Source organism: Bacillus sp. FSL K6-0069, from assembly GCF_038007785.1.
Lineage (GTDB): Bacteria > Bacillota > Bacilli > Bacillales > Bacillaceae_G > Bacillus_A > Bacillus_A mobilis.
In genome coordinates this window covers 2,843,894-2,862,010 of record NZ_JBBOXN010000001.1, presented here as the reverse complement: position 1 = coordinate 2,862,010, position 18,117 = coordinate 2,843,894, and the positions used below count along the sequence as shown (strand labels likewise).

The window sequence follows — 18,117 nt, the reverse complement described above, 5'->3', positions numbered from 1 at the left end:
ATGAATAGAGGAGAGAAAGCCTTATGAAAAAATGTTATTCCATTAAGTTAGCGAGTTTGGCAGTTTTATTAGCGGGTACTACTTTATTCACACCCGGTTTTACTGTGAAAGCAGAGTCTATTCAAAATATTTCTAATTCATCAGAAGCACATGACCAAAAGAATCGGAATGGTTGGAAACAAGTCATGCAGGAAACAATCCAAATTGGAGCGCCAGGGGTATTAGCTAAGACGTATAATAACGGGAAAATTAGTAGTTATAATGCTGGTTTGGCGGATTTAAATAGTAAGAAACCAATGAAATCGGATTATCGTTTTCGGATTGGAAGTGTGACGAAGACTTTTACTGCTACGACTGTTCTTCAATTAGTAGGAGAAAATCGTGTGCAGCTTGACGATTCGATTGAAAAGTGGCTGCCCGGCCTCATTCAAGGAAATGGTTATGATGGCAATCAAATTACGATACGTCAACTTTTGAATCATACGAGTGGTATAGCTAATTATTTAAAGTCAAAAGACGCTGATATTATGAATTCGAAAAAAACGTATACAGCAGAAGAAATAGTAAAGATAGGACTTGCTCTACCCCCAGATTTTTCGCCAGGTAAAGGTTGGTCGTATTCAAACACAGGATACGTAATACTAGGAATGCTTATTGAAAAAATAACGGGTAATAGTTACGCAGAAGAAATCGAAAAGCGCATTATTGAACCTTTGGATCTATCAAATACGTTTTTACCAGGGAATTCACCCGTTATTCCAGGTAAGAATCATGCTCGAGGGTATATGAAAATTGACGAAACAAGTGAATTGAAAGACATGACGTATTATAATCCGAGTTTAGCTAATTCAGCGGGAGATATGATTTCAGATGCAGACGATTTAAATAAGTTCTTTTCATCTTTACTCGGTGGTAAGTTATTGAAGGAACGCGAGCTAAAAGAAATGCTTACTACAGTTCCTGTAGAAGGAAAAGGGGTTGGTGATGGATATGGTCTTGGAATCTATGAGACTAAACTTCCAAATGGTGTCTCAGTATGGGGTCACGGAGGATCAATTCCTGGGTTTATGACTTTTGCAGGCGGAGTAATGGGAGGCAAGCATACATTTGCTGTCAATGTTAATTCTTTAGGTCCGGTTGATATTCTTACACAGTTTGATAAAATGATGCAAGTTGAATTTCAGAAATAGATGGAAAGAATGTGAATGGAATCCTGCTTTAAAGGACAGTATTAACATTCATAGTAGAACATCAAGAGTAATTCAACAATAAAAAAGGATGTCAGTTACACGACATCCTTTTTTATTGAGAATCAAAGAAGTATGTTTTGAATTTTGAAAATTGTTATTTTTGTAATTGTTCCATATAATAAAGGGTAGAGGGGTTATACAGGGGAGTTATGAATGGAGAATACTTTAGTTAGTTAATTGTTTTTATTTTAATAAATAAAAGTAAATTGATGTGGAGTGAAATTCATTGGGAGAAAATCAGTTTAGATGGAGTAACAAGCAATTAAGAGAACATGTTGAAGTAATAGATGGTAAAAGAAGTCCGCACATTTTATTGAAGAATGCAACGTATTTAAATTCCTATATGCGCGAGTGGGTACAAGCAAATATTTGGATCTATGATGATCGCATTATTTATGTAGGAGAAAAACTACCAGCGCAACTACAAGAATGCGAAGTCATTGATTGTGATGAAAAGTATGTAGTTCCTGGCTACATAGAACCACATGCACATCCATATCAATTATATAATCCTGAAACGTTAGCAAATTATGCGATGCAGTTTGGGACGGCGACTTTTATTAATGATAATTTAACTTTATTTTTCACATTACAACGTGAAGAAGCATTTCGTTTATTAGATGAATTTGAAAAGATTTCAGCAAGTATGTATTGGTGGTGTCGTTTTGATGGACAGACTGAATTGCAAAACGGGGAATCTTTATTTAATCGTGAAGAAATAATAGAGTGGCTAAAGCATAAAGCAGTTCTTCAAGGCGGTGAGCTAACAGCGTGGCCAAAGTTATTACATGGCGATGATGAAATGTTACATTGGGTGCAGGAAACGAAACGATTACATAAAAAAGTAGAAGGACATTTTCCAGGTGCATCTGAAACGACTTTAGCAAAGTTAAAACTGTTAGGTACAGATTGTGATCATGAGGCGATGACAGGGCAGGAAGCTTTCGCTCGTCTTATGCAAGGTTACACGGTTTCCTTAAGAAATTCTTCAATCCGCCCAGATTTAGAAGTGTTATTGAAAGAATTGTTGGAACTAGGAGTAAAACAGTTTGATAGATTCATTCTTACTACAGACGGCTCACATCCTTCATTTTATGAAAATGGAATGACAAACGTAATGATATCTACCGCGATAAAACAAGGAGTGCCAGTTATAGATGCTTATCATATGGCAAGCTATAATATCGCCCGTTATTATAATATGGAGCATCTACATGGTTCAATTGCGACAGGTAGAATTGCTAATATAAATATTTTAGAAAGTAAAGAAAACCCGGTTCCAATAAGTGTAATTGCAAAGGGGAAATGGGTGAAGCGCGACGGAGTAAATAAAAATGAATCAGTACAAATAGACTGGAGTAAATTCAAAGTAACTCCATTATTATTAGACTGGTCCATAGAAAAAGAAGATATGATTTTCCCGCATAAAATGGGTATACAATTATTGAATAATGTTATAACAAAAACATACACGACTGAAATTGATTTAAACCGTGATGAACTTTCACTAGATCATGATGAGTGTTTTCTAATGATGATTGCTCGTGACGGTGCGTGGCGAGTGAATACAGTTGTGAAAGGTTTTGCAAAAGAACTTGGTGGGCTTGCTAGCTCTTATTCTGGTACCGGTGACATCATTCTTATTGGGAAGAATAAAGAAGAGATGCTTACAGCTTTTCATAGAGTAAAAGAGCTTGGCGGGGGAATGGTAATAGCTGAAAAGAATGAAGTATTACACGAAATCGCATTACCATTGCTTGGGATTATGTCTAATTTGAAAATGAATGAATTAATACAGGAAGAGAAACAGATGGTGAAATTACTACAAGAGCGTGGTTACGCGTATGACGATCCGGCATTTACCATTTTGTTCTTTTCTGCGACGCACTTGCCTTTTATACGGATAACACCTATAGGACTATATGATGTGAAAAATAGTAAGGTACTGGACTCACCGGTAAATTTAATAAAGCAATGTTAATATGAAAGGCTCTATAAAAGTCCAATTTATAGGGCCTTTCACATTGTTAGCATAAGAATATTGTAAGCCTCAAATAATATAGTATCTAAATTACTTGAGGTGAAACATAAGTATGAAAAAAATATTGTATATTTTAACTGTATTTATATTATGTGTATCTATTCAACAAGTTGTACATTCTCAAACAGATGCACCAGAGCTATCTTCTGATTGTCTTGAAAAAAGGAAAATTCGAGATGACAAGCATGTGAAGAATATAATAAGTGATATTAAATCCACATTTAATTTAAAAATTGATGAACATAGTTTTTTGGAAGTAAGTAAAAGAGACCTGGATGCGGCCTATTTGATATATGGCGGAAAAGAAAATGATTCTTATTATAATTCGCTAACTAAAATTTATGATAGTGGTGGATTTAGCGAGCAGCCTAGCTTATTCGTGAGGGCACAAGAAGCATTTTTACTTTATAAAGAAAAAGATAATATCAATGTAATGAAACGCCTAAAACTAGATGTTGAAAAAGGGGAATGGCTCGTTATAAAAACGAAAAAGAAGAAAGGGAAAAAAGTTAAATTCAAGCCGTTACAATGTGAAAAAGATTATATGAAAAAGAGAAATGAGTACCATAATCTAAAATGAAATAACGGAATTTTAAGTGAGGAAGATTTGTTAATAATTGTAAATTAAGTGGTAGAAATTCCTAGTGATTTTGCCATAAAAAAACGCCATTTTTTATTTTTAAAATGACGTTTTTTTATATACTTAAAGCTTTTGCATCGCACTTTCAATCCCCTTCACCAAATCAGCAGACACTTTATGAAAATACCCCAAAACAACCTTTCTAATATCAGCAGAGATAACTTTCAAATCACCAGCTAAATTTTCAGCAAGATGTTCTTTTTCTATCGGTTTTAAGTTCGCATAAAATTCACCAGGCTGCGTAAAGTCATCCTGTTTCGATATAGATGTTCTTTCAAGTTTACCTTCAACGTATCTTCCATCGCCGCTCGTTATTTGATTAGCAGGTGTCCAATTTCGTTGTTGGTTAATCGTTAATTTGCGGAATTCAGGTCCAATTCTTCTTCTTTGAGAATCGCTATAAATGTTAGCGCGTCCTTGCAGCATTTTATCATCTGATAGTTCTGCACCGTCTAGTAAATTAGAAGGAGAGAAGGCGACTTTTTCTACTTGTTCCATATAATTTTCAGGATTTTTATTTAACACCATTTTGCCTACTGGTATAAGAGGATACGACTTTTCATCCCATACTTTTGTATCATCTAAAGGGTCATAAGAAAGATGTCCTTCATCTTTCGGATCCATGAGCTGGACATATAATCCGTATTCCACTGGTTTACCATTTGCAATTGCATCATATAAATCTTTCCCGCTATAATCAGGGTTTTCAGCAGCCAGTGTATTCGCTTCCTCATTAGTAATGAATTGTACACCTTCAAATGGGTACCAATGATACTTTACATACTTTCGGTTACCTTCTGCATTTCTCCAAACATATGTATTTACACTATGTCCTGGGATGTGGCGCAGACTTTTGGCCGTACCAGCATCAGAGTATAAATGGACAACGAAATGAATGGATTCAGGTGCTCTAGCGACAAAGCTCCAAAATCTATTCGGGTCTAGTAAGTTATTTATAGGTGAAGGTAACAACGCTTGAATCGTTTCTGGGAAGCGCATCGGATCACGAACAGAAAAGACAGGAATGTGATTACATAAAAGATCGAAAATACCTTCTTTCGTATAGAACTTTGTGGAAAAACCGCGTACATTTCTAGAAGTATCAGGTGTGCCTTTCGTACTAACAGCTAATGAAAATCGCACCATAACAGGAACTTTCTCATTAGAATTTTGTAGAAAGCTTAGTGTAGTATGTTCAGACATGGGATAGATCGTTTGAAAATAACCGAACGCACCAAATCCTTTTACATGAACAGGTCTTTCTAAAATTTTTTCGTGAATAAATTCTTGTAACGTCTCGTGAAGTACACTATCTTGCTCTAGAACAGGTCCACGCGAACCAACTGTTTGAGAGTGAAGTGTAGCTTGTTCATTACGTTCACTATCTTCATTAAAGTCATTCCCTAGTAAAGATTGCCCCTGTTTATCATAGTTTTCATCCATCGATATAGCCTCCAAATCTTTTTTGTCCTTTGTTACTAAATATGATTTCATAGCCTTGATTATGTATGACATGCAAAGTAGTAACAGACCGCTAGATGAAAAAAACGCGTATGTAGTGGACCTGTTGAAATAGAAGAAATTATGGAAAAATGAATATCGAGAAGAAAATTACGATTAAAATTACAATCTTAAAAATGAATTTAAACATGACTTTATAGAGAATGAACATAAATAAACAGGGAAAATAACTAGGAGGAATTTAAAATGTCGGATTGGTTTCAATTAGATAAAGAATATATGATGCCTACGTATTGTCGTACGAAGGTTGCAATAGAAAGAGGAGAAGGGTGCAAGCTTTATGATGTGGATGGTAAAGAGTATGTAGATTTATTTTCTGGTGTTGGAGTGAACGTATTAGGATACAATCACCCGAAAATCGTGCAAACGACAATGGAGCAAGTTACAAAATCGTTGCATCTGCCGTTTCATTTTTTAAACCCAATTGCGATTGAATATGCAAAGAAATTAGTTGATTGCTCTTTAAAAAACGGAAAGGTCTTTTTTACAAACTCAGGTACGGAAGCAACAGAAACAACGTTGAAATTAATTGATAAATATAGAGCTAATATGGGTGAAGAGCGTGAAGGAATTGTAGTGCTGAAAAATAGTTTCCACGGGCGAACATTAGGAGCACTTCATTTTACGAGACAAGAAAATGTATATCAAAATTTCCCTAAAACATCGATTCCGGTATATGAAGTAGAGCGCGAGAATATAGAGCAATTAGAAGAAATAATTGTTAAAGAAAATCCAATTGCGATTATGCTAGAGCCGGTTTTAGGAAGCGGGGGTATTTATCCTTTATCAGGTGAATATTTACATGGTGTTCAAAACTTATGTGAGAAATATAATGTACTACTTATCGTTGATGAAGTACAAAGTGGTATGGGGAGAACTGGTAAACTATTTGCTTATCAAAATTTTAATATTACACCAGATATTATTCAAATTGGTAAAGGGGCAGGGGGCGGGATACCGCTAGGTGGAATTATTGTAGGTGAAAAGTTATGTGATGTATTTGCACCAGGAGATCACGGCACAACATTCGCTCATTCATCTATGGGAACGGCTTTAGGGCTAACAGTATTAAACACATTGATTGACGATGGTTTAATGCAAGAAGCGTATGAAACGTCACTATATTTAAATGATAAATTGCAAGAAATTCAGAAAGAAAATGCGTATTATATTGGGGAAGTACGTCATGCTGGCATGATGTTTGGAATTAGTTTAAATGATACGAATGAAAATGTGAAGAAATTACAGGTAGAGCTAATGGAGAATGGGATATTAGTTGATGTTACACAAGGGAACATCATTCGTTTACTTCCTCCATATATAATTACTAAAGAAGAAATTGATGTATTTGTTAAGGAGTTTATCTCTTGTATGCATAGTTTAGCAGCTACAAGTGTTTAAAAACTTTAATGAAAAAGTACCTTTTTTTCTATTCAAATAGGAAGAAAATAAGGGTGAAAAAAATAAATTTACAAATTAAAATAAAAAGCTGAAAAAGGTACTCATATAGCGCCTTCTTCAGCTTTTTATTTTTAACAAATTACTTAACCTAGGGAGCATCTCATTGGACAAATAATTAATTATGTGAAACAATAATAACAGATAAGGAGACATTAATTTTCCTTAAGTGCTTCGAATTAATTTTATTCAATAAGAGAAGGTGTGCTTAAAGAAGTTAAATTAAATAAGGAGCTGTTTTATTATATGCAACAAAATAATGATTTAAATTTTGAACCTCAAGACGTTAATATTGTCAATCCTAAACAAGCCAGGAAAGCAGTAATTGCTACTGGTATAGGGAATGCAATGGAGTGGTTTGACTTCGGATTATACGCGTATTTAGCGGTTATCTTAAGTCAATTATTCTTCTCAGGTGTTGATAATAGTGGATTGCAACTTGTACTTACATTCGGTACATTTGCAGCAGCTTTTCTCGTTCGACCAATCGGAGGTGTATTCTTTGGTAGAATAGGAGATAAGTACGGCCGAAAAATCGTGTTAAGTACTACTATTATTTTAATGGCACTTTCTACATTATTCATCGCATTACTACCAACCTATGAACAAATTGGTGTATGGGCACCAATACTACTTTTAGTTGCCCGAATGATTCAAGGCTTCTCTACAGGCGGCGAATATTCAGGTGCAATGGTTTATATCGCAGAATCTTCTCCAGATAAAAAGCGTGGTATACTCGGTAGTGGTCTTGAAATTGGAACACTCTCAGGTTACATTGCTGCATCGGTAATTGTTACCATTTTGACGTTATTGTTAACAGATGAACAAATGCTCAGCTGGGGCTGGCGTATTCCTTTCTTAATAGCTGCACCAATTGGTTTGGTCGGTTTATATTTACGCCGTCATTTAGATGAATCTCCCATCTTTGAAGAGATGGAAAAAGCACAAGAGGAATCTGAAGACAACGAACAATTTTCATTTATGGATATATTAAAATATCACAAAAAAGACTTCTTATTAAGCACAGTAATTGTCGCCTTCTTTAATATTACGAACTATATGATTCTTTCGTATATTCCTTCTTATCTAACTCAAGTACTTAAAGTCAAAGAAACAACTGGCTTATTAATTATTTCTATTACGATGGCACTTATGATTCCACTAGCACTATATTTCGGTAAATTAAGTGATAAAATTGGTAATAAACGCGTCGTGCAAATTGGTTTACTCGGTTTAACAGTATTTGCAATTCCAGCATTTTTACTAATAGGTAACGGACATATTGCAGCTATATTTGCAGGTATTTTCATTTTAGGATTCTTCCTAAGCGTATATGAAGGAACATTACCTTCATTATTACCATCACTATTTTTCACTGATGTACGTTATCGAGCGCTTTCGATCTCATTTAATATTTCTGTATCGATATTCGGTGGTACAACGCCGCTCGTATGTTCATACTTAGTTCATGCAACCGGTAACCCGCTTGCACCGGCATTTTATTTAACAGGTGTAAGTATTATTGGATTAGTCGTGTTTAGTGTACTATTCGTTACAACATCAGGACGTGCGCTAAAAGGTTCATATCCTACAGTAGAATCGAAAAAAGAAGCACACCAAATTGCTAAAGAAGATCCTGAAGAAACACTTTGGTGGCATGAAGAGTCATTAGAAATTGAAGCAGGGAAAAACGCTTCAATTTAAAAAGTAACGTAGAAGTATAGAAAGACTCCTATGGAAATAGGAGTCTTTTTGTTATGTTATTTCTTTCTTTTCTTCAAACTTTTCTGATACACATATAGCTTATGAACCTCTTCCTTAAATTCCTGAAGTAGCATCATATTCTCACCATTAGAATAACGCACTGTATTATAAGCATCTATAATAATATGACTCTCAATATTTACATCTTCTTCACTATTTATTCTATCTAACCATGCCTCAATAGTTTCTCCTCGATTTCTATTTAAAGGGGGAGTTAACTTACTTTCAAGCTTAAAAATCTCTTTTCTAATTTCGTTATGTGGCGGTTTGTTTCGTTTCAAACGTTTTTGGCTCATTCCTTCTTTATCAGTGATAATAGTAGATTCGAAGGCAGGCATATTTGGTAAACTAAATTGTTTTCGTCTTTTTATTATTTTCCAAACGACGTAAATAGCAATAGTTGTACATACTATAATTGTAATGCTATTTATGAGAGTTGGATCAAAATCACGCTGTCCAAATTCCTCCTTAATTTGAGGGTCTTTTAGATTTCCTTTATTCGACCAAAAATCGTCTGTCTCTTTTGATTCAGCTGCTGAAAATAACGGATTGATCGCATATCCGAATCCTAATGCAACTACTTGGACAATATAAGAAAAAATAAGACGTACATAAGGAAATACTAGAATAAGTAAAGCGCTAAATGTTCCAATTGTAATAATAGAAGTAAAACGTAATAACTGTTGATTACGATTGGAACCTGTTAACCAAAATGCAATCATAATGTGTAAGACTAATAGTAACAACTTCCATAATGGGGGAAAAGGTGCATAAAATATAGCTGAAAAGACGAAACATACTATACCACCTAATGACTTTTGAACTGGATATCCAGGACCGACTACATGTACGATAAAGAAGAAAAGCGGTAACATAATTGTGCCAAATAGAGAGAAAGGGAGAAAGATTGAGCAACCGATTATTTGAGTAATTAACAGTATGACAAATCCTATTGTTCTTTTCTTCATAAATGTATGAATTAGAAATACACCCATATAGCCTGTTACTAAAAATATAGCAATAGAAACAAGTTCATCCCTTTCTGTTAATAACGAAAGGAGGAGGAGCAGAATAAAGTCATGAACGTGATATAACCAAGTTTTCAAGCTGTTCCACCATCCCTTCGTTATTTATGAGAAACGTAGGCTGAGAGAGAAGAGGGAGTTCATTTCTTTGTAAACCAATATATATCATTGTAGACGAACGTTCCCTTTTTCTCTCTACGTAGTGAAGGAATCCTTGTTTTGGAAGTAACGTACTATCATCTGAAATACGCGCTAATTCCTCTAAAGATATTCCGTAATGTGTTTGCCCTGCGTTTAATGGTAAATGCAGAGGACCACCTTCAGCTAATACACTTATAAATAATTCAAATGGTATTTGATGCTTCGTTGCGTATTGGCAAATGTATGTTGCAAATGATATAAGGTCTTCTATATTATCCTTCCAACCAAATCCGCGATCAGCAGCTAAAGAAAGACAGATCGTCCAACTATAATTTTTTACAGGTTCATATTGCTTTGCCTGTAATGCCTGCATTTTAGCAGATGCTTTCCAATGAATAGAACGGAAAGACTCACGTTCATATCGTTTAACGCCGATAATAGATGTTTCATCATTGTAAAAAGAAAAATTCGTTCGATAAGATCCCGTTAAAAGTTGCTGAAGTTCTTGCAAACCTGCCACTTCTTTTGGAGAAGGGTACACAATAATTTCAGTCCGTAATTTATCAAAAATGGGTAAATGTACAGTTAAAAGATGAAAAGGATCTTTCAAAACGCATTCGAATTGTTCAATTTGAAATACACCACGCTTCGTTGCGGTTAATGTTAAATCCCATTTTTGCGCCGAATGAGCAGGTTGTGAAAACGGGAAAGAGAATAGTGTTTTTGATATTTGTTCAATTCCTTGATCTTTTTGTGGTAGTAGGGACGGATTTAAATGAAAATAACAAACACCGTTAACGAGTGGTATATTTGCACCATTTTTGAAATGAATAAAAAACTGTCCAGATTCATTAGGGAATAACCGAGTTATTTGTTTCTCGTTTATTACTTGAAACCTTTTCTCTATATAAGCGACATATTTATAAATGAAAATCGCAAATAAATAATAGAAGAAAAAGAGAAACATAATAATTCGATGCGGCATAAAAAATGTAAATAGTATAGCGCCTGGGACAGTTAATTGAATAATATGAAGTTGGAAAAATAACGGTACCGTTACAACGCGCTGTCCATTCATGTTTGCTCAATCTCCACTGGTACGTCAACTTCTTTTAAAATCCTTTGAATAATTTCATTTTTTGTCGTACGTAATGCACCTTCCATTGATAAGACGATACGGTGATTCCAAATAGAAGGAACTAAAAATTGTATATCTTCAGGCGTACAATATTCTCTGCCGCGTAAAAAGGCTAACGCCTGTACTGCGCGCACTAAAGCAAGTGTGGCACGTGGACTTACACCATTAGCGATGTAATCATGATTTCTTGTAGCATGAGCAAGTTTAATAATGTAATGTTCTAACGGTTCTGATACAAAAATTTCTTTTACTCGTTTTTGTGATTCTAAAATGTCTTCTAAAGAAATAACAGATTTGACGCTGTCTAACGGTACATCGCTACGAAAACGTCGCATCATTTGTAGTTCATCCTCTGGAGATGGATACCCAATTGAAATGGTCATTAGAAAACGATCAAGCTGTGCATCTGGAAGAGGAAACGTTCCTTGTGATTCAATTGGATTTTGCGTCGCAATGACAAAGAACGGTTTTGGAAGAGGAGTAGATTGTTTTTCGAGCGTTACTTGTCGTTCTTCCATCGATTCTAATAAACTAGACTGTGTTCTAGGCATAGCGCGGTTAATTTCATCTGCAAGCAAAATATTGGTCATAACTGGTCCAAGTCTTAACTCGAATTCGCTCGTTTTCAGATTAAAATATTCAATACCTGTTACATCACTCGGAAGTACATCCGGTGTAAATTGAACGCGAGAAAACTTACCACCTATACTTTTAGAAAGTGTTTTCGCAAGTAACGTTTTCCCCGTACCAGGCACATCCTCAAGCAGTACGTGTCCATCAGCAAGCAATGAAACGAGTAATAAATCAATAACATTTTCTTTACCGACAAAAACTGATCCTATGTTTTCTTTCAATTTATTTATCATATGTATCATTCCTTTCAAAATAAAAACGGATATTTCTATATTTTAACAAATTATTCAGAAAATTGATATGATTTTTCAATTCAAAGAAATAAATATCCAGTTATTAAATTATACTTGCATATTTTGGAATGTAGTTATACAATATCGATATAAGATATATCGTTAGTCGATATATCAGAAAGCGATGTATCGGAGGTGGTTATAATGAATGCGAAAGCGAAAAAATATATTCCGTTAACAGAGGCGACATATTACATATTGTTATCACTTGTGAAACCAATGCACGGATACGGAATTATGCAAATGGTAGAAGAAATGACAAATGGGGAAGTAAAGCTCGGTCCAGGTACTTTATACGGGAATACGACAAAGTTACTAAAAGAGAAGTTAATAGTTGAAGTGGCTTCTACAGATAGAAAAAAGTGCTATGAATTAACTCCGTTTGGGAGAGAAGTGTTGGAGCTAGAGTACAACAGATTACAGCGTTCGGTTAAAAATGGGAATAGTATATTAGGGGAGTGAATGGAAGATGGAGACAAAAAGGGTATTCAAATTTTTTACGGCATGGAATTTAGAAAAAGAAGAGGCTTTTTTACGAAATATGCATCAACAAGGTTGGGCATTACAAAAATACAATTTAATGTATACGTTTAAGAAAACTGAGCCAAAAGATGTAATATATAAAGCTGATTTTAGATTGGTTTATAGGGATTCGAAAGAACAACAACAAGAGTACTTCGAAATATACGAAATGTCAGGTTGGGAACGCGTAACAAGTTTTACAAGCTGGAATTATTTTTGTAAAGAAGTAGAAGAGGTAAATGAATTACCTGATATATACTCAGAAAAGGAGACGAGGGTACAAAAACTAAATGAGTTATTGCTATTTCTTCTTATTATATCAGCAAGTATATTACCATCGATGTATAACCTATTTTTAAGCCCGATGGAATCAAGAGTGCCAATTTGGGCGAAAGTTATGACAGGTCTTACAGGTTGCATGTGGATATACTTCTTTATAAGACTCTTTTGGAAAATTAAGAAATTAAAAAGTGAGATATTATAATAAAAAGCAAAGTTAAAAAGAAGTTGATTTTGCAGGGTGAATATCGGGATCAACTTCTTTTGTCTCTATATTATTGTGTTTTTGTTCACTCTTTTTTATATAATAAAAAATTATATAAAGGCGCAAAATTAACTGTTACGAAGAATCATACCCGAAAATAATAAATGAAGTAAAAACGATTCATATCGAAGATCAAAAAATAAAAGATGACTAAAAAGGCGTGGGGTGTAACTTATAATAAGGAAGAAAAACATTTTTGATTAACATATTAAATGGAAAACCCCCTATAAAAATTCCATAGGGGGGAATAAAAATGTTTAAGAAAAAGACTGATTTTGCGCAGGTTTAATAAATTGCTCCGGGTTTTCAACAAGTCCGCATACAGCGCATTGAACGCGATAAGTTGGTCCTTGATAGGCCATATGAAAAGCATTCATCGTTTCATTTGTGTATTCTTCTTCTACTTGACCAGTTTGTGGATTTAACTTGACTGGTTTTACTTGCTGCTCAAGAATATTAAAGCGAGTACGGTTCGTTTTACAGCTTGGACATAGCATTGGTTCCATATGTATACACCTCCATTTGTAGCATTTCTTAAACCTATTAATTTTATGCAAGTAAAAAAACTTTCTCAATATAAATGGGTGTTTAAAGTATTCAAAATTCAGAAAAAATAAAATATAATAAGGGTACGAACTGGTTATGTCCAAACCAAATCTCCTGTTTTATGCCAATAAGCTGGGGGGCCGAGAAATCGGCCTCATTTTTTTGTGCTCATTGCTATAGGAAACAAGGTTTTTATGAGACTTTTGTCGAAATTTTAGGGATAGATATAAAGGGGGATGTAAAATGAATATAAAAATGAAGTATATCATTTTATACGTAGAAAAGTTTGAGGAATGCCTAAGATTCTATAAAGATGTATTACAGTTACCTATAAAAGCAGAGCATGGTACATATATTGAGTTTAATACTGGTTCTACAATTTTAGCGATGAACACGAGGCAAGATGTGAAAGAATTAACAGGACTACCACTTACAGAAGGCGAGTTACAATCTTCTCATTTTGAATTGGGGTTCGTTGTTGATCATGTACAAGAAACAATCGAACAATTTAGAGAGCAAGGAATTAAGATTTTAGTTGAACCAATTGTGAAACCATGGGGACAAACAATTGCATACATTGCCGATCCAGATGGAAATTATATTGAAATTTGCAGTTCATTAGAATAGAAGGAGAAAAAGAGATGGGGTTTCCGAAACTAGAAACAGAACGTTTATTATTAAGAGAACTAACACTGTTAGATGCAGAAACGATGTTCCGTTATTTTTCGAAAGAATCTGTTATACGTTATTTCGGAATGGATTCTTTCGAAAATATTGAGCAAGCGAAAACAACAATTCAAACGTTTAAAAATCGTTATGAAGAGGGAACTGTATTTCGCTGGGGAATTGAGAAAAAGGGCACGGGCCAATTAATCGGAACGTGCGGATTTCATTTAATAAATAATCATCATAAGCGAGCTGAAATTGGTTATGAATTAGACGATACATATTGGGGACAAGGGTATGCAACGGAAGCGTTACAGGCAATTTTAACTTACGGATTTGAAACGCTGCAACTGATAAGAATTGCAGCTGTTGTATATGTAGAGAATAAAGCTTCTCAAAAATTATTAAGTAAAGCAGGGTTTCAAGAAGAAGGATTACTTCGAAAACATATGATTCAAAATGAAGTTGCTCATGATACGATTTTATATTCTTTATTAAAAGAAGAGTGGAAGAAGTAATGGATACAAATGAGCTAATAAATATAATGAAGAAACATAAAAAAAATAGGTTCATTCTAGGTATAGATGGTTTAAGTCGATCGGGTAAAACGACATTCGTGGCAAATTTAAAAGAAAATATGAAACAAGAAAGTATTCCGTTCCATATTTTTCATATTGATGATCATATAGTAGAACGTAATAAACGGTATCATACTGGATATGAAGAATGGTATGAGTATTATTATTTACAATGGGATATTGCATACTTGCAGAAGAAGTTTTTTCAAAAGTTACAAACTGAAACAAAACTGACATTACCGTTCTATTATGATGGGATAGACTCAAGTGAAATGAAAAAAGTACAGATCCCTATAGTAGGTGTAATCGTAATTGAAGGTGTTTTTTTACAGCGAAAAGAATGGAGAGATTTCTTTCATTATATGGTGTACTTGGATTGTCCAAGAGAGACAAGATTTCTGCGTGAGAGTGAGGAAACGCAGAAAAACCTTTCAAAGTTTGAGAATCGGTATTGGAAAGCAGAGGATTATTACTTAGAAACTGAATTGCCGAAGGACCGAGCGGATTTAGTCATAGAATCATTGAAAAATAGAAGGTGAACAGAATGAATATTTTATGGGATTTTGATGGGACGTTATTTGATACGTATCCAGTTTATACAAAAATTATTTCTCAAGTTTTAGGGAAGGAAATAAGTGAAGAAGAAATCTATACAAAGTTAAAGGTTTCATTTTCACACGCAATTGATTATTATGAAATATCAACAAAACAATTAAGTGAAATTGATGTATTAGAAAGTCGCATTATGATAGAAGATATTAAGCCATTCGAAAAAGTGGAAGAGGTTTTAAAGTTTGCTGATAAAAATGTGATTATGACTCATAAAGATAGAGCAGGGGTATTATCAATATTAAATCATTACGGCTGGGACAAATACTTCGTAGACATGGTAACAATTGATGATGGTTACCCCCGAAAACCGAACGCTTTATCTTATGATCATTTACATAAAAAGCACAATATCGATCTAGCTATTGGAGATAGGGAGTTAGATCTAATACCTGCAAAAGAATTAGGTATTCTAACATGTATGTTCCAAGGGAATTGTGATGTAGCGGATTATTCTTTATCGCATTACTCGGATTTTTTTAATGTAGTGGTTGATAGAGAGGCTTCTTTATAAATGAATTAAATAAAACCTCTATTTTTAGCTTGAAAGTAGAGGTTATTTTCTATGCTTTATAAAAATGATAGAAAATTAATACTTTCAATTATTTAGAAGGGGATAGGTATAACGATTTGAAGTATATATTTATAGATAAATCTATAAATGAAAAGATTTCTATAAAGCGAGTGATCACATGAGTATTTTCATTTTAGAAGATGATGTCATACAAGCACAGCAAATGAAACGGCTAGTTGAAGAGATTTGCGAGAAATATATGTTGCCTTTTGATTTTATAGAGGTGACTAGTAAAAGTGAAAACATCATTACCAACATTCCTAAGGCGAAGTATGTTCCAATCTATTTTTTAGATATAGAGATTAAAAGAGAAGAGCGTAAAGGATTACAAGTGGCACAAGAGATACGAAAGTATGATACGCAAGGGATTATTGTATTTGTAACGACGCATTCTGAATTTGCACCTATTTCATATCAATACATGGTATCAGCTTTAACTTTTATTGATAAAGGGTTGCCATACGAGGATAGGCGTAACGTTTTTGAACAATGTTTACTCCAATATGAAGTGCGTAATAATCATCTTATTCCGTCCGATGATTTTATCGTTGAGAATAGTAATGCGACTGTGCGGGTTCCTTTTCATGAAGTTGAATATGTTATGACTGATGAACCACACCGTTTAGCGTTAGTGACGTTAGATCGTATCGTTTATTTTTATGGAACATTAAAGGAGATTGAAATAATAGATGAACGTTTATTTCGCTGTCATCAATCATATATCGTGAATACGAAGCAATTGTCTTTTTACGATGCGAAGCAAAAAATGATAGTTTTAAAAAGCGGGAAACGTATTCCGGTATCACGTCGTTTAGTGAGTAAAGTACGAAACATGTTAAAGGGTGAGATGTAATGTATATTTATGATTTATTTGCAATACTGCTTACTAGTATAAGCCATACGTTTTTATACATTCAATTAATCCGGTACAATAGATTGTCATATAGAATGTTAATAGCTTTAAGTGCGGTATTCATTATTTTACTTGCGGTTGTTGTAACAGTAACGAGATATCCAGAATTGAATAGTACCATTGTGTTGTTTCTAATAAGTTTAGGATTAATGCAAAATGAATTGAAATTTAAGCATAATGTATATTTTGCACTAGTGAGTATGGTGATAATAACGTTAGTGAAAATGTTGCTATTTGATTTAGGAATGAAAATCTTTATGTTAACGCCATTCAATTTATATTTATGGACAGGTAGCTTGATTCATCTTACCGTATCGACACTTACTTTTATCGGTATTTTTGTAGCTCGCAAAAGAATCCAAAAAATTGCTCAATATATAGTAGGTAGTCTGCTATACTATGTAACTTATATATTATTAATTGCCGGATTTATTATTGAACTAATCTTAACTCAGCCATCTTCTGCGTTATTAGCACAATTAAATCAACAATACAGTGAAGTAAGTTATATTTCAGCGATTATTATATTTTTATTATTACTAATCATGGTGTTAATAAGCTCACACTTATCGAAAGAAAAGTTACAAGAAGAACACGAGAAACGTTTAGATAAAGAGTTATTAGATTATGTAGAGAAATTAGAGGATATGCACGATGAGCTTGCTAGTTTCCGTCATGATTATATGAATGTATTACTTTCGTTAGAGGAGGGCATACGTACAAAAAATGTGAAAGAAATTGAGCAAGTGTATTATGACGTGATAGCTCCTACATTAAAAACAATAAATGATCATGAACTTGATATTGCGAAATTATCTCGTATACATATTCCTGAAGTGAGAAGTGTATTAAGGGCGAAAGTTAGCACTGCCCAGCACCAACAAATAAAAGTAATGCTCGATATACCAGAGAACATTGAAAGTGTTTCGATGACGATCATTTCATTTATTCGCATCATTTCAGTTTTAGTAGACAATGCAATTGAAGAAGCAGTACATAGTGAGGAAAAGATGTTGCAAATCGCATTCTTTGAAATGGATTCCCGACAATATTTTATCGCGCGTAATAGTTCAAAGAGTGAAGCGATTGATTTGCAAAAAATTTATGAGAAAAACCATTCAAGTAAAGACGGAGCTCGAGGATATGGGTTATTTTCGTTAAAACGGATTATGAATAAAACAAATAACGCAACGTTAGAGACAACTTATGTAAGTCCTTATTTCACACAAACACTCATATTAAAAGAGATGAAATGACCATC

18 protein-coding genes are annotated in these 18,117 nt (G+C 34.0%); 13 read left to right on the top strand and 5 right to left on the bottom strand.

The genetic code is table 11. From position 1 onward, the window contains the following. Positions 1 to 23 precede the first annotated feature (23 nt). The 3 genes from MHB74_RS14660 to MHB74_RS14650 all read left to right on the top strand — a co-directional run bounded on the left by MHB74_RS14660 (position 24) and on the right by MHB74_RS14650 (position 3,871). Entirely contained in the window at positions 24 to 1,190 is a 1,167-nt protein-coding gene (locus tag MHB74_RS14660; RefSeq protein WP_000710680.1) for a serine hydrolase domain-containing protein, read from the top strand. 286 nt (positions 1,191 to 1,476) lie between these two features. Beyond that, on the top strand, positions 1,477 to 3,231 hold the full coding sequence (locus tag MHB74_RS14655; protein WP_061676906.1) for an adenine deaminase C-terminal domain-containing protein: 1,755 nt from the start codon (positions 1,477 to 1,479) through the stop codon (positions 3,229 to 3,231). A gap of 112 nt (positions 3,232 to 3,343) precedes the next feature. Continuing rightward, positions 3,344 to 3,871, top strand: a complete 528-nt coding sequence (locus MHB74_RS14650) for a hypothetical protein (RefSeq protein ID WP_000723234.1) — start codon at positions 3,344 to 3,346, stop codon at positions 3,869 to 3,871. A gap of 123 nt (positions 3,872 to 3,994) precedes the next feature. On the opposite strand, the gene MHB74_RS14645 is transcribed toward MHB74_RS14650, so the two are convergent. Beyond that, on the bottom strand, positions 3,995 to 5,374 hold the full coding sequence (locus tag MHB74_RS14645) for a catalase (protein ID WP_061676905.1): 1,380 nt from the start codon (positions 5,372 to 5,374) through the stop codon (positions 3,995 to 3,997). 264 nt (positions 5,375 to 5,638) lie between these two features. On the opposite strand from MHB74_RS14645, the gene MHB74_RS14640 reads away from it, so the two are divergent. Continuing rightward, on the top strand, positions 5,639 to 6,853 hold the full coding sequence (locus tag MHB74_RS14640) for an aspartate aminotransferase family protein (RefSeq protein WP_061676904.1): 1,215 nt from the start codon (positions 5,639 to 5,641) through the stop codon (positions 6,851 to 6,853). Positions 6,854 to 7,156: 303 nt separating this feature from the next. Further along, positions 7,157 to 8,614: an MFS transporter gene (locus MHB74_RS14635; RefSeq protein WP_061676903.1), complete on the top strand. Its 1,458-nt coding sequence runs from the start codon at positions 7,157 to 7,159 to the stop codon at positions 8,612 to 8,614. Positions 8,615 to 8,670: 56 nt separating this feature from the next. On the opposite strand, the gene MHB74_RS14630 is transcribed toward MHB74_RS14635, so the two are convergent. From MHB74_RS14630 to MHB74_RS14620, 3 genes are read right to left on the bottom strand one after another with little or no spacing between them, the layout of a single operon-like run. Further along, the gene (locus MHB74_RS14630; RefSeq protein ID WP_061676902.1) at positions 8,671 to 9,780 is read right to left on the bottom strand and encodes a DUF4018 domain-containing protein; all 1,110 of its coding nucleotides are present in this window, start codon (positions 9,778 to 9,780) and stop codon (positions 8,671 to 8,673) included. Beyond that, a complete protein-coding gene (locus tag MHB74_RS14625; RefSeq protein WP_061676901.1) occupies positions 9,752 to 10,918 on the bottom strand; it encodes a DUF58 domain-containing protein in 1,167 nt (388 codons plus the stop codon). Before MHB74_RS14625 ends, MHB74_RS14630 begins: the two co-directional genes overlap by 29 nt. Beyond that, positions 10,915 to 11,844, bottom strand: a complete 930-nt coding sequence (locus MHB74_RS14620; protein ID WP_061676900.1) for an AAA family ATPase — start codon at positions 11,842 to 11,844, stop codon at positions 10,915 to 10,917. The genes MHB74_RS14625 and MHB74_RS14620 overlap by 4 nt, the downstream gene beginning before the upstream one ends. A gap of 204 nt (positions 11,845 to 12,048) precedes the next feature. On the opposite strand from MHB74_RS14620, the gene MHB74_RS14615 reads away from it, so the two are divergent. Together MHB74_RS14615 and MHB74_RS14610 are read left to right on the top strand one after the other, a co-directional pair. After that, positions 12,049 to 12,366 (top strand): PadR family transcriptional regulator, encoded by a 318-nt coding sequence (locus tag MHB74_RS14615; protein ID WP_061676899.1) that lies wholly within the window; start codon positions 12,049 to 12,051, stop codon positions 12,364 to 12,366. Positions 12,367 to 12,373: 7 nt separating this feature from the next. After that, on the top strand, positions 12,374 to 12,910 hold the full coding sequence (locus MHB74_RS14610; RefSeq protein WP_061676898.1) for a DUF2812 domain-containing protein: 537 nt from the start codon (positions 12,374 to 12,376) through the stop codon (positions 12,908 to 12,910). A gap of 317 nt (positions 12,911 to 13,227) precedes the next feature. Here the strand turns inward: MHB74_RS14610 and MHB74_RS14605 are convergent, their stop codons facing one another. Further along, complete coding sequence (locus MHB74_RS14605) at positions 13,228 to 13,476, bottom strand: hypothetical protein (protein WP_000433610.1); 249 nt, start codon at positions 13,474 to 13,476, stop codon at positions 13,228 to 13,230. Between the two features lie 283 nt (positions 13,477 to 13,759). Here MHB74_RS14605 and MHB74_RS14600 point away from each other — a divergent pair, with 283 nt between their 5' ends. The 6 genes from MHB74_RS14600 to MHB74_RS14575 all read left to right on the top strand — a co-directional run bounded on the left by MHB74_RS14600 (position 13,760) and on the right by MHB74_RS14575 (position 18,112). Then, a complete protein-coding gene (locus MHB74_RS14600; protein ID WP_061676897.1) occupies positions 13,760 to 14,143 on the top strand; it encodes a VOC family protein in 384 nt (127 codons plus the stop codon). A gap of 14 nt (positions 14,144 to 14,157) precedes the next feature. After that, positions 14,158 to 14,700, top strand: a complete 543-nt coding sequence (locus MHB74_RS14595; RefSeq protein WP_061676896.1) for a GNAT family N-acetyltransferase — start codon at positions 14,158 to 14,160, stop codon at positions 14,698 to 14,700. Further along, the gene (locus tag MHB74_RS14590) at positions 14,700 to 15,299 is read left to right on the top strand and encodes a kinase (protein WP_061676895.1); all 600 of its coding nucleotides are present in this window, start codon (positions 14,700 to 14,702) and stop codon (positions 15,297 to 15,299) included. The genes MHB74_RS14595 and MHB74_RS14590 overlap by 1 nt, the downstream gene beginning before the upstream one ends. A 5-nt stretch (positions 15,300 to 15,304) precedes the next feature. Next, the gene (locus MHB74_RS14585) at positions 15,305 to 15,883 is read left to right on the top strand and encodes an HAD-IA family hydrolase (protein WP_061676894.1); all 579 of its coding nucleotides are present in this window, start codon (positions 15,305 to 15,307) and stop codon (positions 15,881 to 15,883) included. A gap of 178 nt (positions 15,884 to 16,061) precedes the next feature. Further along, positions 16,062 to 16,796, top strand: a complete 735-nt coding sequence (locus tag MHB74_RS14580) for a LytR/AlgR family response regulator transcription factor (RefSeq protein ID WP_061676893.1) — start codon at positions 16,062 to 16,064, stop codon at positions 16,794 to 16,796. Next, entirely contained in the window at positions 16,796 to 18,112 is a 1,317-nt protein-coding gene (locus tag MHB74_RS14575; protein WP_061676892.1) for a GHKL domain-containing protein, read from the top strand. The genes MHB74_RS14580 and MHB74_RS14575 overlap by 1 nt, the downstream gene beginning before the upstream one ends. The last annotated feature ends 5 nt before the right edge of the window (positions 18,113 to 18,117 follow it).

Coding starts and splice junctions, on each gene's coding strand:
- MHB74_RS14660 (WP_000710680.1), top strand. CDS start 24: ATGAAAAAATGTTATTCCATTAAGTTAGCGAGTTTGGCAGTTTTATTA.
- MHB74_RS14650 (WP_000723234.1), top strand. CDS start 3,344: ATGAAAAAAATATTGTATATTTTAACTGTATTTATATTATGTGTATCT.
- MHB74_RS14645 (WP_061676905.1), bottom strand. CDS start 5,374: ATGGATGAAAACTATGATAAACAGGGGCAATCTTTACTAGGGAATGAC.
- MHB74_RS14640 (WP_061676904.1), top strand. CDS start 5,639: ATGTCGGATTGGTTTCAATTAGATAAAGAATATATGATGCCTACGTAT.
- MHB74_RS14635 (WP_061676903.1), top strand. CDS start 7,157: ATGCAACAAAATAATGATTTAAATTTTGAACCTCAAGACGTTAATATT.
- MHB74_RS14625 (WP_061676901.1), bottom strand. CDS start 10,918: ATGAATGGACAGCGCGTTGTAACGGTACCGTTATTTTTCCAACTTCAT.
- MHB74_RS14620 (WP_061676900.1), bottom strand. CDS start 11,844: ATGATAAATAAATTGAAAGAAAACATAGGATCAGTTTTTGTCGGTAAA.
- MHB74_RS14615 (WP_061676899.1), top strand. CDS start 12,049: ATGAATGCGAAAGCGAAAAAATATATTCCGTTAACAGAGGCGACATAT.
- MHB74_RS14610 (WP_061676898.1), top strand. CDS start 12,374: ATGGAGACAAAAAGGGTATTCAAATTTTTTACGGCATGGAATTTAGAA.
- MHB74_RS14605 (WP_000433610.1), bottom strand. CDS start 13,476: ATGGAACCAATGCTATGTCCAAGCTGTAAAACGAACCGTACTCGCTTT.
- MHB74_RS14600 (WP_061676897.1), top strand. CDS start 13,760: ATGAATATAAAAATGAAGTATATCATTTTATACGTAGAAAAGTTTGAG.
- MHB74_RS14595 (WP_061676896.1), top strand. CDS start 14,158: ATGGGGTTTCCGAAACTAGAAACAGAACGTTTATTATTAAGAGAACTA.
- MHB74_RS14590 (WP_061676895.1), top strand. CDS start 14,700: ATGGATACAAATGAGCTAATAAATATAATGAAGAAACATAAAAAAAAT.
- MHB74_RS14585 (WP_061676894.1), top strand. CDS start 15,305: ATGAATATTTTATGGGATTTTGATGGGACGTTATTTGATACGTATCCA.
- MHB74_RS14580 (WP_061676893.1), top strand. CDS start 16,062: ATGAGTATTTTCATTTTAGAAGATGATGTCATACAAGCACAGCAAATG.
- MHB74_RS14575 (WP_061676892.1), top strand. CDS start 16,796: ATGTATATTTATGATTTATTTGCAATACTGCTTACTAGTATAAGCCAT.